Source organism: Massilia terrae (assembly GCF_024753145.1).
GTDB lineage: Bacteria > Pseudomonadota > Gammaproteobacteria > Burkholderiales > Burkholderiaceae_D > Telluria > Telluria terrae.
This window is the reverse complement of the sequence record NZ_JANUGU010000005.1, coordinates 335,528-350,489: the sequence shown is the minus strand read 5'-3', so window position 1 is coordinate 350,489 and position 14,962 is coordinate 335,528. Positions and strand designations below refer to the sequence as shown.

Here is a 14,962-nt window from a genome sequence, read left to right as displayed (position 1 = left end):
TCCATGCTGAGGTAGCTCCGCCTGCGGCGTCGATCGTCATGGGGCGACGCGGATGGCCTATGGGTCCCCGCCTGCGCGGGGACGACGGCGAATAAGTCAGCGCAGCTCCACGTTCACCATATTGTCGTTCGGCTTGCGATCGATAAGCTTGTTGTCCGGGTCGATACCAGCCCGCACCGGCAGCTTGTTCACGACCATGGTGACCGTCTGCGCGCCGCTGCCCACCAGCCTTCGTTCGCGCAGCAGCGGCTTGCCGTCCGCACCGTCCACCCCGAATTCGACGTAGTCCTTGAGCGGCACCGGCTTCTCGTCGCCGAGGTCGCCCCCGTGCACCTTGCCCGCGGACGCGTGCAGCACCACTTCGTACTTGCCATCCGCCCGCCGCCGCGCCACCGCGCTGTCGGCACGGTTCTCGTACAGGACGATCGACTCGAACAGGTCGTCGATCAGGTAGGCCTTGTCCGGCGGCGTGATCGCGCGCAGCCCGTCCACCAGGTTTGACGCGTTCGGGTAGGGGCGCGACTTCCAGGCATACTTCGCCAGCAGCTCGCGCAGCACCGCGTTCACCTTGTCCTCGCCCACCAGGTCCTGCAGCAGGTACATGGCCAGGCTGCCCTTGTGGTAGTGGATGTAGTCCTGGTCTTCGTTCTGCGCCAGCGGCAGCTCCTTGCGGTTCTCGTGCGCGCGCCCCATCAGGTACATGTCGAGGTCGTAGCGCAGGAAGCGCCGCATCCTGTCGTTGCCGTAGGCGTGCTTCATCACCATCAGCGCGGTGTATTCGGACAGCGATTCCGACAGCACCGTGCCGCCGCGCGTGTCCGAGCCGACCAGCTGGTGGCCCCACCACTGGTGCGCCACTTCGTGCGCGCTCACGTAGAACGGGTAGTCGAGGTCCTTGCGCGAGCTGTCGTCCACCTTGGCGATGAAGCCCATGCTCTCCGAGAACGGGATCGTGCCGGGGAAGGACTGCGCATAGCGCTGGTAGCGCGGGAATTCGACGATGCGCAGTTCGTGGTACTGGTAGGGGGAGTAGTATTTGGTGCCGTATTCGAGCGTGGCCTTGGCGCCGCGCAGCATGCGCTCGACGTTGAAGTCGTGGCCCGGATGGTAATACACGTCCATCGCGACGTCGCCCCAGCGGTCGTGGCGCACCTCGTAGCGGCCCGACTGGAAGGCGTAGAAGTTCAGTATCGGCTTGCTCATCCGGTAGTGGAAGTAGCGGCGGCCGTTGGCGATCCATTCCTGTTCCAGGCTGCCCGGCGCAATCGCCACCTGGTCGGCGCTGGTGCTCACCACCGCGTCGAAGCTGATCCAGTCGGCGTCCGGCCCGATCTGGTTGACGTCCTGCGCGGCCGGGTCGTCGCGCGCGGCCATGCGCGCGCGCGGCAGCAGGCCGTGGCGCTTGCGGTCGCGGTCGTCGGTGAGTTCGACTTCCTTGCGGTAGCCCACGTGCGGCAGGACCTCGTTGGTGAAGAAGGTGCCGTTGTTGACCACCGGCGTATCCTTGCCCAGCCCGAGCACGCCGCCCGGTTCCCAGGCCAGCGTGAACGACAGCGCCAGGCGCTGCCCCGGCGCCAGCGGCTGCGCCAGCTGGTAGCGGTAGAAGCCGAGGGTGCGGTCGGCCATCACCAGCCGCGCGGCCTGCGAGAATTCCGGCGTGAAGGCAGCGCTGGGGTCCTGGTAGAGCACCAGGTCGGACAGCGGCGCGCCGCTCCGGTTCTCCAGCTGGTAATGGCCCTTGACCAGCAGGCTGCGGGTGTCGGGCATGATGTCGACCTGCAGGTCGGTGGCGGCCACGCGCGGCTGCGGCAGGCGCGCGAAGCGCTTGTAGCGCAGCTCGTACTGCGCGCGGTCCTGTTCCTGGCGCCAGGTGGTCTTGTAGTCGCCGGCAATGTGCAGGTTGTAGTACAGCAGGCCGCCCATGCCGGCGAACAGCAGCAGGCCGCCGCAGAAGCTGGCCAGCACGCCCAGCGTCAGGTTGTGGCGCGCGCTTTGCAGGCGGCTGGAAAAATCGCTGTTCGCGCCGCGCGGCCAGATCGCCTGCGCCAGCGCCAGCAGCATGATCGCCGCGCCCAGCCAGTACAGCTCGAACGCGCGTTCGCGCGCCATGAAGTGGCCGAAGCCGTTCATGGAGGAGTAGACCGCGTCCGGCGTGTGGCCGTACAGGATCATCGGGTGGTCCAGGCCGAGCGAGCCGAAGGTGATCTCGGCCAGGTAGTACAGCACCAGCACGAAGTAGGCGAGGAATTTGTTGTCGATGATGACCTGGGCCACGATCGCCAGCACCGCCACCAGCGCCCACAGCGGCCACATCACGCCGAACACCACGTGCAGGTACAGGCCCGGCTCCAGCGCGAAATAGCCCTTGGCGAGCTGGATGCCCATCCCGGCCAGCATGGCGATCGCCAGCATCAGGGCCTGCAGCAAGATCAGGCCAAAGGTCTTGCCCAGCAGCGGCACCCAGCTCGGCACCGGCAACGCGTCCATCATCTGCGCCATGCGCGCCTCGCGTTCGCGCCAGATCAGCTCACCGGCGTAGAAGGTGGTCACCACCAGCATGAACAGCGAATACACGTTGCGGATCAGGTCCAGCACCTCGTAGGTCACCGGGTAGGTGTTGGTGCCGTAGACCGCGTCCATGTTCAGCGAGCCGGTGACCAGCGCGAGCACGCCGGCCAGCGCGATCACGCCGAAGTACACGCTCTTGACCGATTCGCGCACGCTGAACCAGGTGGCGAGCAGCAGCAGCTTGGCGCGGCCGGCGCGCGTGAAGGCGGGCCGCTCGCGGGTATCGACCGCGGCCTGCGTGAGCGCGGGGACGGCGTCCGCAGTGTGCGCGCTCTTGGGCGAACCGCCGGCGTCGACGCCGGTCACCAGCGCCAGGCGCCAGTAGCCGAGCAGCAGCACCACGCAGCCGAAGCCCGTCCACAGCAGGCGGTTGATCAGGTACACGCCCTCGAACGGCACCGCACTGCCGTTGCGGGCCGCGACCGGCCAGTATTCCGTGAGGCGGATCAGGGCGGTGGTGCCGAACGGGTCGATCAGGGCGGCCAGGGTCTTGTAGTCGAGGTCGCGCGCCAGCGAGGGCGCGACGATGTACCCGACCAGCATCACGATGCTGGCGGCGTACACCGCCATCATGCGGCGCGTCAGCGCGGCCACCACGAAGAAGATCGAGCCGAAGATGAACAGGTTGGGCAGCAGCGTCAGGAAGTAGGGCGACAGGTAGGCGCCGGCCAGCGCCGGGCCGACGCGGTCGGCCTCGATGCCGGGCAGGTAGCTGCCGATGCAGGCGCCGATCACGATGCCCGAGAAGATCACCGCCAGCACCGCGAAGGCGCCGAGGAAGCGGCCGAACACGTAGGCGTACTTGCCGATCGGCGCGCTGAAGAAGAAGTGGTGCATCTCGTATTCGAAGTCCTGCTGCACCGCGCGGCCCATCATCGCCGCCACCACGATCACGCCCAGGCTGCCGAGGAAGGCCGCGGTCAGCGCGATCGAGCGCGGGGAGTTGATCAGCAGGCGGCCGCCGAACGACACCGTCAGGTCCTTGAAGGCGCCGCCCGCGGCCGCCATCCACAGCATGGCCAGCGCCAGGAAGATCAGGAAGTAGACCCAGGTCGAGAGCAGCTTCAGGCGTTGCCGTGCTTCGAACAGCGCAATGGCAAACAAGGCACGCATGCTTTACGCGTCCTCTTCCTGCGGGCGGTAGTGGCCGGCGATGGTGGCGAAGTAGACGTCTTCGAGGCTGGCGGCGGTCGGTTCGAAGCCGGCGCCGGGATCGCGCTCGCTGTACACGTGCACCAGCGTGCGCCCCATCAGCAGGCGGGTCGAGATCACGGCGTGCTGGCGCTGCAGCAGCGGCAGCTCCTGCTTGGTGACGAAGCGCGCCCAGATCGAATCCTCGATGTCGTAGATGAGCTTTTGCGGCTCGCCGCACAGCAGCACTTCGCCGCGGTTGATGATGGCCATGTTGGCGCACAGGTCGGCCACGTCGGACACGATGTGGGTCGACAGGATCACGGTCTTGTCCTGCCCGATGTCCGACAGCAGGTTGTGGAAGCGCACCCGCTCCTGCGGGTCGAGGCCGGCGGTGGGTTCGTCGACGATGATCAGCTGCGGGTCGCCCAGCAGCGCCTGGGCGATGCCGAAACGCTGGCGCATGCCGCCCGAGAAGCCGCCCATGCGCTGGTGCCGCACTTCGAACAGGTTGGTCTGCTGCAGCAGGCCGTCCACGATTTCGCGCCGGCGCGCCTTGTTGGACAGGCCTTTCAACTGGGCGAAATGGTCGAGCAGCTCGTAGGCCGTCACTTTCGGGTAGACGCCGAAGTCCTGCGGCAGGTAGCCGAGCAGCTGGCGCACCTCGTCGCGTTCGTCGAGGACATCGATATCGTCGAGGAACACGGAGCCGGAATCGCATTCCTGCAAGGTCGCCAGGATCCGCATCAGCGTCGACTTGCCGGCGCCGTTCGGGCCCAGCAAGCCGAACATCCCGGGCGGGATGCGCAGGCTGACTTTGTCCAGGGCCACGACGCCGTTGGCGTAGGTCTTGGACAGGTTGCGGATGCGTAATTCCATGAACTCTCCTGATGCGAGATATTTCCCGTCAGCAAGTGTTGACGGAATGTATGACGGTTGCATTGTAATAAAACGTAGAGCGGATGGGGCGCCCCGTGCGATGCACGGCGCGATTGGAGGACCAGAATGCGCAAAAGCGGGAGCAGGGCGGGTGTGCGCTTCAGGCGAGCTTGCCGGGGCCGTCCTCGCCGATCACGAGGCGGCCCGGGCCGTGGAAGGCGTAAGGCGGGACCAGCAGGTTGAGGGGCGCGGGGACGTTCTGGAACACCCGGCCGGCCAGGTCGTAGCGCGAGCCGTGGCAGGGACAGTAGAAGCCGCCCGGCCAGTCCGGGCCCAGATCGGCGGGCGCGGCGTCGGGCCGGAACACGGGCGAGCAGCCGAGGTGCGTGCAGATGGCGACCGCCACGAACCAGGCCGGGACGATGGAACGGTCGCGGTTGCGCGCATACACCGGCTGCTGGTCGGCGGCCGATTGCGGGTCGAGCAGGAGCGCGTCGTGCCGGCCGAGGCTGGCCAGCATGGCCGGCGTGCGGTGCAGCACCCACACCGGCATGCCGCGCCAGGCCACCGTCCTGAGCGCGCCCGGCGCGATGCCGGCCAGGTCGACCGCGACCGGGGCCGCTTCCGCCAGCGCCCGCTCGCTCGGCTCCAGCGATGCGACGAAGGGCACGGCGGTCAGGACCAGCCCGGCCGTGCCGAGGCCGACGGTGGAAGCGAGCAGCAGCTTGCGGCGCGCCAGTTCGGGTTCGCCGGGCGGGGCCGGGATGATCGGTTCGGGAGTGCTCATGTGCATCGCGCGGCCACGGGCCAGGTGATGCAGGTTTGACCACGGGTCCGCGCCGGCGTTTGCCGTTTTTACTGAATTGCCGTCCAGAAAGGTGGATAATGCCCGCATGGACACTGCCATCAAGGACAAAGTGCTTGCCGTAACCAGGCTGGGCCGCACCCGCGCGGAGGCGACCGACTGGTTCCGGGTCTCGCTCGGGCTGTACTACCTGGCCGGCCTGATGACCAACGGGGCGATCGACTTCAAGCTGCTGGACCGCGCGTACAACCGCTTCATCTACCACGCCATCGGCGGTGGCCACAGCATCACCAGCGTACTGCAGTTCATGAGCGGGGTGAACGTGCTGCCGGTGGTGCAGTCGGAACGCTTCGTGCGCGCCTTCGGCGAGTGCTGCCCGGAGATCCCGCTCGATACCATTCCCTTCCTGCTGTCGCTGAACCTGGGCGTGGCCAAGAACATCTCGAAGCTCGACGTGGGCGGGCCGCTGCACGACTGGATCGAGGGCCAGCAGGCGGCGATCCAGCGCAGCCAGGCGGACGGCGGCGCGGCCGAACCGGACAGCCCGGCTGGCGGCGAGCGCCTATAATGGCGCTTTCGAGCTTGCTGTCCTGACCATCCCATGATCGCCAACCGTTTGACCACTCCCCTCGACCACCTGATCGCCGGCTTCGACCGCGCCTTGCGCGTGGTTGGCGGCGTCGCCACCTCGTCGCGCGCCAATCCCGCAGTCCATTCGCCCGATTGCGAACTGAATGACGCCGAGCGCCGCCACAGCGCGGGCCTGATGCGGGTGAACCATGTGGGCGAGGTGTGCGCGCAGGCCCTGTACGATGCGCAGGCGCGTTTCGCCAAGACCCCGGAAGTGCGCGAGCAGTTCGAGCAGGCCGCGCGCGAGGAAGAAGACCACCTGGCGTGGACCGCGGAGCGCCTGGGCGAGCTGGGTTCGCAACCGAGCCTGCTCAATCCGTTCTGGTATGCGGGCGCGTACGCGCTGGGGACCATCGCGGCCAAATTGGGCGATGCGCACAGCCTGGGCTATGTGGTGGAGACCGAGCGCCAGGTCGAGGCCCACCTGGACAGCCACCTGGACCAGCTGCCGCCGCAGGACGCCAAGTCGCGCGCGATCGTGGACCAGATGCGCATCGACGAGATCCAGCACGGCGCCGCCGCGCGCGAGCTGGGCGCTTCCGACATGCCGCTGCCGGCGAAGATGGCGATGCAGGCGATGGCCAAGGTCATGACCACCACGGCGTATTACATTTAACTCTGCTCCAGCAAAATGGGGTTCCCGCGCAGGCGGGAACCCCATTTCTTGCGCAGTACCGTTAACCCTCGACGATCTCGAACGAGTGCGTCATCTCCGCCGTCTTGGCCAGCATGATCGACGCCGAGCAGTATTTGTCGTGCGACAGGCTCACCGCGCGCTCCACCGTGGCCGGCTTCAGGTTGCGTCCGGTGACGATGAAGTGGAAGTGGATCTTGGTGAACACCTTCGGATCCGTCTCCGCGCGCTCGGCCTTGAGCGTGACCTCGCAGCCGCGCACGTCCTCGCGCCCGCGCTTGAGGATCAGCACCACGTCGTAGGCCGTGCAGCCGCCGGTCCCCAGCAGCACCATCTCCATCGGCCGCGGCGCCAGGTTGTGGCCACCGCCCTCGGGCGCGCCATCCATGCTGACCATGTGGCCGGATCCCGTCTCCGCCCGAAAACTCATGCCCGACGGGCCGTTCCAGCTGACTTTCACTTCCATTGCATTCTCCGCGATTGAACTGTCGCCGTATTGTACGGCTTACACGGCCAGCACGTATCGCTCGCTCCTCATCCGCCAGCTGGCGAAGGCCACCGCCAGCAGCGCCGGGATCGCCGAGGACAGGAAGGTGAGCGCGAAAGGCAGCATGCCGCTGGCGTTGCCCTTGGCGATTTCGCGCAGCAGGGTCTGGTTCGACAGCATCGGCACCAGGTACATCCAGTCGGCGGTCTTGAGGTCGAGCGTGGCGACCACCACGCCCGGGATCATCGGCGCCAGCATCACGAAACTGAGCACGCTCTGCGCCTCCTTGAAGGACCTGGCGTTCATCGCCACCGCGATCTGGATCGCCGCCGCGAACAGCGACAGCGGCACCGAGACCAGGCATACCAGCAGCAGGTCGGGCCACGACAGGCGCCACGACATGCCGATTTCCTCCAGCGGCAGCCAGGACAGGATCGCGTGCGCCAGCATCAGCTCCAGCGTGATGCCCATGATCGCGAGCGAGCCGGAAGCGAGCCATTTGCCGCACACCAGCTCCCAGGCGCGCGCCGGCTGCGCCATCAGCACTTCCAGCGAGCGGCGTTCGCGCTCGCCGGCGGTGCTGTCGACCGCCGCCGACAGGCCGCAGATGAAGGCCGGGAAGAACAGGAAGCCGAGGATGCTGCCGATCAGGCCCGCCGAGCGCGCGGCGCTGCTGCCGGTGTCGAAGCGCTGCACCTGGATCGGCGCCAGCGCGGCCGGCGACACGCCGTGCGCCAGCAGGCGCGCGCTGGCGACGTTGGAGCCGTAGGCGGTCAGCACTTCCTCGATGTCGCGCTGGCGCGCGTCGCTCTCGGTGGCCGAGTCGTACCACAGCTCGACCCGGGCAGGCCGCATCTCGCGGTAGTTCTCGCCGAATTTGTCGGACAGCCGCAGCACCGCCACCGCCTTGCGCGCCTTCAGGTAGTCGCCGATCGCATGCTCGTTCATCGGCGCCACCTCGTGCACCTCGATGTTCTTCTGCTTCAGCTGCGACATCAGCGTGGGCGCCTGCGTGGCGCCGATCACGGCCAGGTTGATGCCTTCGCGTTCGGGCTTGGTGGCGCGGGTGATCTGCTGCTGCAGCAGGTAGCCCAGCATCAGCGGGTACATCAGCGTGAACATCGCCAGCAGGCCGAGCGCGCGCTTGTCGCGCAGGGTCTCGCGCAGCTCTTTCCAGAACACGACCATGAATTTCGGCTTCATGCGGAGATCCCTTCTTCGGTGCCGACCAGGCTGACGAAGGCGTCTTCGAGGTTGGCGATGCCGGTGCGGCGGCACAGTTCCTGCGGCGAGCCTTGCGCCACGGTGTGGCCCTTGGCGATCACGATCACGTCGTCGCACAGGTGGGTCACTTCCTGCATCACGTGGGTGGCCATGATCACGCAGCAGCCTTCGCGGCGCAGCGCCGACAGCGCGTTGCGCAGGGCGCGCGTGCTCATCACGTCGAGGCCGCGGCTCGGTTCGTCCAGCAGCAGGTTGCGCGGGCGGTGCAGCAGCGTCCTCGCCAGTGCGACCTTGATGCGCTGGCCCTGCGAGAAGCCCTTGCTGCGGCGGTGCAGGATGTCGTCCATCGACAGCAGCTGCGACACTTCGTCGATGCGATCGCGCAGGGCCGCGCCCTGCATGCCGTTCAGCTCACCGAAATAGCTCAGGTATTCGCAGGTGGACAGGCGCTCGTACAGCCCGAACTGGTCGGTCAGGAAGCCGATGTTGGCGCGCACCGCCATCGGATCCTTGAGCGGGTCGACGCCGTCGATCGCGATGCTGCCGTGGTCGGGCTTGAGCAGGCCGACCAGGGTGCGCAGCAGCGTGGTCTTGCCGGCGCCGTTGGGGCCGAGCAGGGCGGTGATGTGGCCGTCGCGCGCGGTGAAGCTGACGCCGCCCAGTGCCTGCACTGCGCCGAAATGCTTGCGTACTTCCTTGGCTTCGATCATGGGATGGACTGGTTAGGGTTGCGGGCCGGCCGGGCCGAGCTGGAAGGTGGGCGCCGGGATCTCGGACAGGCAGCGGGTGTCCAGCTTGTCCTGCGGCTTGTCGAGGAATTTGCGCAGCAGGCGCGGCGCGCAGCCCAACTGGGCGACGCCGTGCCCGGCGTTGGCCACCACCACCTGCTGTGCGTTCGGCATGAAGCGCGCGGCTTCCTTGGCGCGGTGCGGCGGCGTCACCGGATCGAGCGCGCCGGACAGCAGCAGCGCCGGAGCGGCGATCGGCGTGGGCGCCTGCCACGCCACGGCCGGCACCTTCATCACCTGGCACAGCGGCGGAATGCGCTCGATGGTCGGCCGGGTGAGGAAGGCGGCGTCGGACGCCAGCAGCTGCGGCGTGATGCGCGGGACGTCCTCGGCGCACACCACGGCCAGGTGCAGCAGCACGGCGGCGCCGCCCTCGGTCGAGTAGTCGGAGGCCAGGTTGCGGCGCGCGACGAAGGGCTCCCAGCGGCCGAGATAAGCGCTGTGCACCAGGAAGGGGATGCGGCGCGCGTCGGCCGGCGAATACAGCATCGAGTGGATGGTGCCGAGGTAGCGGCTGCTGGTCATCTGCACCGTCACCGGGGCGGCGGTGCGCGGGTCGGCCATCGCGACCTTGACCCCGCCCTCGACCTTCTTCGCCAGCGCCATGAATTCGGCGCGCAGATTCGGGTAGGCCTTGCGGCAGCCGGCGTCCGCGCCGCACTGCTCGAACAGCTTGTCGAGCGCGGCCTGGCTGTCGCGGCCGCCGGCGGGAATCACCTGGTCCGGCGCGGCGACGCCGTCCAGCACCATCGAGCGCACGCTGTGCGGGTAGGCGCGCGCATACGCCTGCGCCAGGCGCGTGCCGTAGGAGCCGCCCCACAGGTTGACCTGCTGGTAGCCGAGGGCCAGGCGCACCTGTTCGATGTCGCGCGCGGCGTTGGCGGTGGTGTAGTCCTTGAACGAGGCCCTGGACTTGCCGATGCAGGCGCGCATTTCGGCGTCCTGCCGGGTCTCGGTCAGGGTGTCTTCGCCGGTGGCCTTGTCGTCGCAATCGAGCTTGCCGGACAGGCCGGTGCCGCGCTGGTCGATGAACACGATGTCGCGGGTGGCGCGGGCGCGCTTGAAGGCGGTCGACAGCAGCTGGATCACCTCGCTGCCGGCCTGGCCGGGGCCGCCGGCCAGCACGAACAGGGGATCGGGCCGCGCCGCCTCGCGGTAGGAGGGGGCGACCGTCACGTGCAGCTTGAGGCTGCCGGCCTGCGGCCTGGCATAATCGAGCGCGACCGGGAGCGTGACGCAGCGCAGCGCTTCTTCGGCGCCGGGCAGGTGGCAGCTGGTGGCGGTGGCCGCCGCGCCGGCCTGGCCGCACAGCGCCATCCCGAGCAGCGCCGCCGCGAACTGGTGTTTTCTCACGAGGACTCCTGGTGGACAATTCCGATCATAGTAATTTGGCATGATCTGGCTGGTCAATTTATCTTTCCCACTGTAAAACAAGTTACCCGGGTGCAATTTAACCGGGGTTGAACAATGGCTGTGTGGCATTGGTCACGGCTTGCAAGGCCGGGTTGACGTTGCGCCCGTAACTGGGCTATCATCGTAGGCTTTCCGTTTGCTCAGGAAAAGACAATAAGGTCGAGTCCGCTCGCATGCGGTGCGGAACCACCAAGGCAATTTGAGCAATTAATCCCTATTTTAGGAAGTCAACATGAAAACTTTTTCCGCTAAAGGACATGAAGTCCAGCGCGACTGGTTCGTGATTGACGCGACGGACTTGGTCCTCGGACGTGTTGCCAGCGAAGTGGCACTCCGACTGCGCGGCAAACACAAACCGGAATTCACTCCGCACGTCGACACCGGCGACTTCATCGTCGTCGTCAACGCAGGCAAACTGCGCGTGACCGGCACCAAAGCCAACGACAAGAAGTATTTCCGTCACTCGGGCTACCCGGGCGGTATCTACGAAACCAACTTCCTGAAAATGCAACAGCGTTTTCCGGGCCGCGCGCTGGAGAAGGCTGTCAAGGGCATGCTGCCCAAGGGCCCGCTCGGCTACGCCATGTTCAAGAAGCTGAAAGTGTATGCGGAAGGCACGCACCCGCACAGCGCCCAGCAACCCAAAGCACTCGAGATCTAAGGAGCTGACATGATCGGTAACTACAACTACGGCACCGGCCGTCGCAAGAGTGCAGTGGCTCGTGTGTTCATCAAGGCCGGCACCGGCCAGATCATCGTGAATGGCAAACCGGCCGCCGAGTACTTCTCGCGCGAAACGGGCCTGATGGTCATCCGTCAACCGCTGGAACTGACCGGCAACGTCGAGCGTTTTGACATCAAGGTCAACGTGCACGGCGGCGGCGAGTCGGGCCAGGCAGGTGCAGTGCGCCACGGCATCACCCGCGCCCTGATCGACTACGATGCAGGCCTGAAGGGTGACCTGGCACGTGCCGGTTTCGTCACCCGCGACGCCCGCGAAGTCGAGCGTAAGAAGGTCGGCCTGCGCAAAGCACGCCGCGCCAAGCAGTTCTCGAAGCGTTAATCGCTGTTGCAGCGTTCAACGCTGCCGCAAAATCAGCCGCCCGCTGCAAAGCCGGCGGCTTTTTTTTTCATCACAAAACGTCCAATTTGCATCGCTGCTAAAATTGCAGACTCGGTCAAGTTGGCCGCATTCATTCTCGAAGGAACACACAATGATCAAAGTTGGCATCGTCGGCGGAACCGGTTACACGGGCGTGGAGCTGCTGCGGCTGCTGGCCGTGCATCCGCAGGTGGAGCTGACCGCCATCACCTCGCGCAAGGAAGATGGACTGCCGGTGGCCGACATGTTCCCCTCGCTGCGCGGCCGCGTGAACCTGGCGTTCTCGGCCCCCGACAAGGCCGACCTGACCCAATGCGACGTGGTGTTCTTCGCCACCCCGCACGGCGTGGCCATGGCGCAGGCACCGGAACTGTTGAAGGCCGGGGTCAAGGTGATCGACCTGGCCGCGGACTTCCGCATCAAGGACCAGTCCGTCTTCGAGAAGTGGTACAAGATCCCCCACACCGCGCCGGAACTGCTGGAAGAGGCGGTCTACGGCCTTGTCGAGCTCAACCGTGAGCAGATCAAGGGCGCGCGCGTGATCGCCAACCCGGGCTGCTACCCGACCACCATGCAGCTGGGCCTGTACCCGCTGCTGAAGGCGGGCGTGATCGATGCCGGCCACCTGATCGCCGACGCCAAGTCGGGCGTGTCCGGCGCCGGCCGCAAGGCCGAGATCGGCACGCTGTTCTCGGAATCCAGCGACAACTTCAAGGCCTACGGCGTGGCCGGCCACCGCCACACCCCGGAAACCTCGGCCCAGCTGCAGCGCTACACCGACCAGAAAATCGGCCTGATCTTCACGCCCCACCTGGTGCCGATGATCCGCGGCATGTTCACGACCCTGTACGCCAAGCTGACCAAGGAGATCGACAACGCCGCCCTCCAGGCCTTGTTCGAAGAGCAATACAAGGATTCGCAGTTCGTCGACGTGATGCCCTTCGGTTCGCTGCCGGAAACCCGCTCGACGCGCGGCTCCAATATGCTGCGCATCGCGCTGCACCGGCCGGAGAACGGCGACACCGTGGTGGTGCTGGTGGTGCAGGACAACCTGGTCAAGGGGGCCTCCGGCCAGGCCGTGCAGTGCATGAACTTGATGTTCGGCCTGCCGGAAGAGACCGGATTGCAACAAATCGCCCTGCTGCCCTGAGCGTTGGACCCATCCGGCGGCCTCGGCATCCCGCCGCCGGACACGATCTAGATCAAAGCGGTCGCTGTTGAGCGAAGTAAATTGACCGATGCCGCTGGTCGATTTTGCAAGCCGGCGTTGCGTTCAGCCATCTACTTGCTCGGGGTGCCATATGTTCGGTCGACATGCGAAAAGCGAAATAGACAGCCTGGTTGGCATCTCCTCCCGCATCGAAGGCGACTTGATGTTCACGGGCGGCCTGCGCATCGATGGCGAGGTGCATGGGAATGTGGTGGCGGGCGAGGGCGCCGACAGCGTGCTGATCGTTTCCGAGCATGCCCGCATCGAGGGCGAGGTGCGCTGCGCCAACTTGGTGGTCAATGGCTATATTGCCGGTACGGTTTATTCCTCCGAGCTACTTGAATTGCAGCCGAAAGGCCGCATACAAGGGGATGTCCATTACAAACTGCTCGAAATGCACGGCGGTGCTCTTGTCACTGGGAAGTTAACTCACCAGCAGGCGGGCGAACCGGTGTTTCACCTGGCGGTAGGGGAAATGGCGGCCGAAGCATGAGTCGCGCCTTCCGACTATAATGGATGCAACCGCAAAATCACCAGGAGTAACACATGACCGCAGTCGCCGACGTCCAAGACACCACCATCCCGATGCCCATCGTCTTCACCGACAGCGCCGCGCAGAAGGTTGCGCAGCTGATCGAGGAAGAAGGCAATCCCGACCTGAAACTGCGCGTCTTCGTGCAGGGCGGCGGCTGCTCGGGCTTCCAGTATGGCTTCACCTTTGACGAAATCGTCAACGAAGACGACACCACCATGGTCAAGAACGGCGTCCAGCTGCTGATCGACTCGATGAGCTACCAGTACCTGGTCGGCGCCGAGATCGACTACAAGGACGACCTCGAAGGCGCCCAGTTCGTGATCAAGAACCCGAACGCATCGTCGACCTGCGGCTGCGGGTCGTCGTTCTCGGCTTAAGCCAACCGCATAAAACTATCGTCCCCGCGCAGGCGGGGACGACGGTTTTCAGGGTGGCGCCGGGATCAAGCGGGATATAGCGCGCCCAGGATGCGCAGGCCTTTTGCCCCCGTCACCGCCGGCATATTGCCCGGCTCCCGCCGCATGAAGCGATAACCCAGCCAGGCGAAAGCCAGCGCCTCCACGCGATTCGGCGCGACCCCCAGCACCGACGTCGATTCCACCGGCACCTCGCCCCCCAGCTCCTCCGCCAGCGCCCGCAGCAGCGTCCCGTTGTACGCGCCACCGCCGCAGATATATACCGCATCCACGTCCACGCCCTCATCCTTGATGGCGCGCGCGATCGTGACGGCCGTCAGCCGCGTCAGCGTGGCCTGCACGTCCTGCGGCGCCACGCCCGGGCAGCGCGCCAGGCGCACGTCCAGCCATTCCGCATGGAACAGGTCGCGTCCCGTGCTCTTGGGCGCCGGCTGGTGGAAGTAAGGTTCGTCCAGCAGCACCGCCAGCAGGGCCTGGTTGACCCGGCCGCTGGCCGCCCACGCGCCGCCCGCGTCGTAAGCCTTGCCCAGGTGTCGCCCGATCCACAAATCCATCAGCACATTGCCCGGCCCCGTGTCGAAGCCGCTCACCTTGCCGTCGCCACGCAGCACGCTGATATTGCCGATGCCGCCGATATTGACCACCACCCGCGTCACGCCGGCCTTGCCGAAGGCGGCCTGATGGAAGGCCGGCACCAGCGGCGCGCCTTGGCCGCCGGCGGCGATGTCGCGGCTGCGGAAATCCGCGACCACATCGATTCCCGTCAGTTCCGCCACCAGGGCGGGATTGTTGGTCTGGCGCGTGAAGCCCAGTTCCGGTCGGTGCCGGATGGTCTGGCCGTGCACCGCCGCCGCCGCGATCGGCCCGCTTGCCGCCGGCCGCAGCGCGTCTATGCACTGTGCATAAGCCGCTGCCAGCCCGTTGGCCGCGATCGCCTCGCGTTCGAGTTCATTGTCGCTCTTGGCCTGCAGCGCCATCAGCTCCTCGCGCAAGGCGGGCGGGAAGGGGACGAAGGCCGCTTCGATGGTGCGGATCGCGCCGCCGCCAAAGTCGGCCAGCACGCCGTCCACGCCATCGAGGCTGGTGCCGGACATCAGGCCAATGTACAGGGAGGAAGAATTGCTCATCATGAGAAGGTGA

General features: G+C 66.4%; 15 protein-coding genes. 7 read left to right on the top strand and 8 right to left on the bottom strand.

Going from position 1 to position 14,962, the window contains the following annotated elements; genetic code table 11:
- Positions 1 to 96 precede the first annotated feature (96 nt).
- From NX778_RS16705 to petA, 3 genes are all read right to left on the bottom strand, one after another.
- Positions 97 to 3,681, bottom strand: a complete 3,585-nt coding sequence (locus tag NX778_RS16705) for an ABC transporter permease/M1 family aminopeptidase (RefSeq protein ID WP_258812899.1) — start codon at positions 3,679 to 3,681, stop codon at positions 97 to 99.
- Positions 3,682 to 3,684: 3 nt separating this feature from the next.
- On the bottom strand, positions 3,685 to 4,578 hold the full coding sequence (locus NX778_RS16700; RefSeq protein ID WP_258812898.1) for an ABC transporter ATP-binding protein: 894 nt from the start codon (positions 4,576 to 4,578) through the stop codon (positions 3,685 to 3,687).
- A 160-nt stretch (positions 4,579 to 4,738) separates the two neighbouring features.
- Positions 4,739 to 5,371, bottom strand: coding sequence for a ubiquinol-cytochrome c reductase iron-sulfur subunit (petA, locus tag NX778_RS16695; protein ID WP_370661343.1), 633 nt, complete (start codon positions 5,369 to 5,371; stop codon positions 4,739 to 4,741).
- Positions 5,372 to 5,471: 100 nt separating this feature from the next.
- Here petA and NX778_RS16690 point away from each other — a divergent pair, with 100 nt between their 5' ends.
- Positions 5,472 to 5,951: a hypothetical protein gene (locus NX778_RS16690; protein ID WP_258812896.1), complete on the top strand. Its 480-nt coding sequence runs from the start codon at positions 5,472 to 5,474 to the stop codon at positions 5,949 to 5,951.
- Between the two features lie 33 nt (positions 5,952 to 5,984).
- Positions 5,985 to 6,629, top strand: coding sequence for a 2-polyprenyl-3-methyl-6-methoxy-1,4-benzoquinone monooxygenase (gene coq7, locus NX778_RS16685; RefSeq protein ID WP_258812895.1), 645 nt, complete (start codon positions 5,985 to 5,987; stop codon positions 6,627 to 6,629).
- 61 nt (positions 6,630 to 6,690) lie between these two features.
- Here the strand turns inward: coq7 and NX778_RS16680 are convergent, their stop codons facing one another.
- Genes NX778_RS16680 through NX778_RS16665 form a run of 4 tightly spaced genes read right to left on the bottom strand, consistent with a single transcriptional unit; the run spans position 6,691 to position 10,499 of the window.
- The gene (locus NX778_RS16680) at positions 6,691 to 7,113 is read right to left on the bottom strand and encodes an OsmC family protein (RefSeq protein ID WP_258812894.1); all 423 of its coding nucleotides are present in this window, start codon (positions 7,111 to 7,113) and stop codon (positions 6,691 to 6,693) included.
- 39 nt (positions 7,114 to 7,152) lie between these two features.
- Positions 7,153 to 8,337 carry an ABC transporter permease gene (locus NX778_RS16675; RefSeq protein WP_258812893.1) on the bottom strand — a complete coding sequence of 395 codons (1,185 nt, stop codon included), beginning with the start codon at positions 8,335 to 8,337 and terminating at the stop codon, positions 7,153 to 7,155.
- The gene (locus tag NX778_RS16670; protein WP_258812892.1) at positions 8,334 to 9,068 is read right to left on the bottom strand and encodes an ABC transporter ATP-binding protein; all 735 of its coding nucleotides are present in this window, start codon (positions 9,066 to 9,068) and stop codon (positions 8,334 to 8,336) included. The genes NX778_RS16675 and NX778_RS16670 overlap by 4 nt, the downstream gene beginning before the upstream one ends.
- Positions 9,069 to 9,080: 12 nt before the next feature.
- Entirely contained in the window at positions 9,081 to 10,499 is a 1,419-nt protein-coding gene (locus tag NX778_RS16665) for an alpha/beta fold hydrolase (protein WP_258812891.1), read from the bottom strand.
- Between the two features lie 292 nt (positions 10,500 to 10,791).
- Between NX778_RS16665 and rplM the strand changes: the two genes are divergently transcribed.
- From rplM to erpA, 5 genes are all read left to right on the top strand, one after another.
- The gene (gene rplM / locus NX778_RS16660; protein ID WP_258812890.1) at positions 10,792 to 11,220 is read left to right on the top strand and encodes a 50S ribosomal protein L13; all 429 of its coding nucleotides are present in this window, start codon (positions 10,792 to 10,794) and stop codon (positions 11,218 to 11,220) included.
- 9 nt (positions 11,221 to 11,229) lie between these two features.
- Positions 11,230 to 11,622: a 30S ribosomal protein S9 gene (gene rpsI / locus NX778_RS16655; RefSeq protein WP_028102305.1), complete on the top strand. Its 393-nt coding sequence runs from the start codon at positions 11,230 to 11,232 to the stop codon at positions 11,620 to 11,622.
- A gap of 151 nt (positions 11,623 to 11,773) precedes the next feature.
- Positions 11,774 to 12,811 (top strand): N-acetyl-gamma-glutamyl-phosphate reductase, encoded by a 1,038-nt coding sequence (gene argC / locus NX778_RS16650; RefSeq protein ID WP_258812889.1) that lies wholly within the window; start codon positions 11,774 to 11,776, stop codon positions 12,809 to 12,811.
- 151 nt (positions 12,812 to 12,962) lie between these two features.
- Complete coding sequence (locus tag NX778_RS16645) at positions 12,963 to 13,364, top strand: bactofilin family protein (RefSeq protein ID WP_258812888.1); 402 nt, start codon at positions 12,963 to 12,965, stop codon at positions 13,362 to 13,364.
- Positions 13,365 to 13,417: 53 nt separating this feature from the next.
- Positions 13,418 to 13,783 (top strand): iron-sulfur cluster insertion protein ErpA, encoded by a 366-nt coding sequence (gene erpA, locus NX778_RS16640; RefSeq protein WP_258812887.1) that lies wholly within the window; start codon positions 13,418 to 13,420, stop codon positions 13,781 to 13,783.
- 65 nt (positions 13,784 to 13,848) lie between these two features.
- Here erpA and NX778_RS16635 read toward each other — a convergent pair whose 3' ends face one another.
- Positions 13,849 to 14,949 (bottom strand): anhydro-N-acetylmuramic acid kinase, encoded by a 1,101-nt coding sequence (locus NX778_RS16635; RefSeq protein ID WP_258812909.1) that lies wholly within the window; start codon positions 14,947 to 14,949, stop codon positions 13,849 to 13,851.
- Positions 14,950 to 14,962 lie beyond the last annotated feature (13 nt).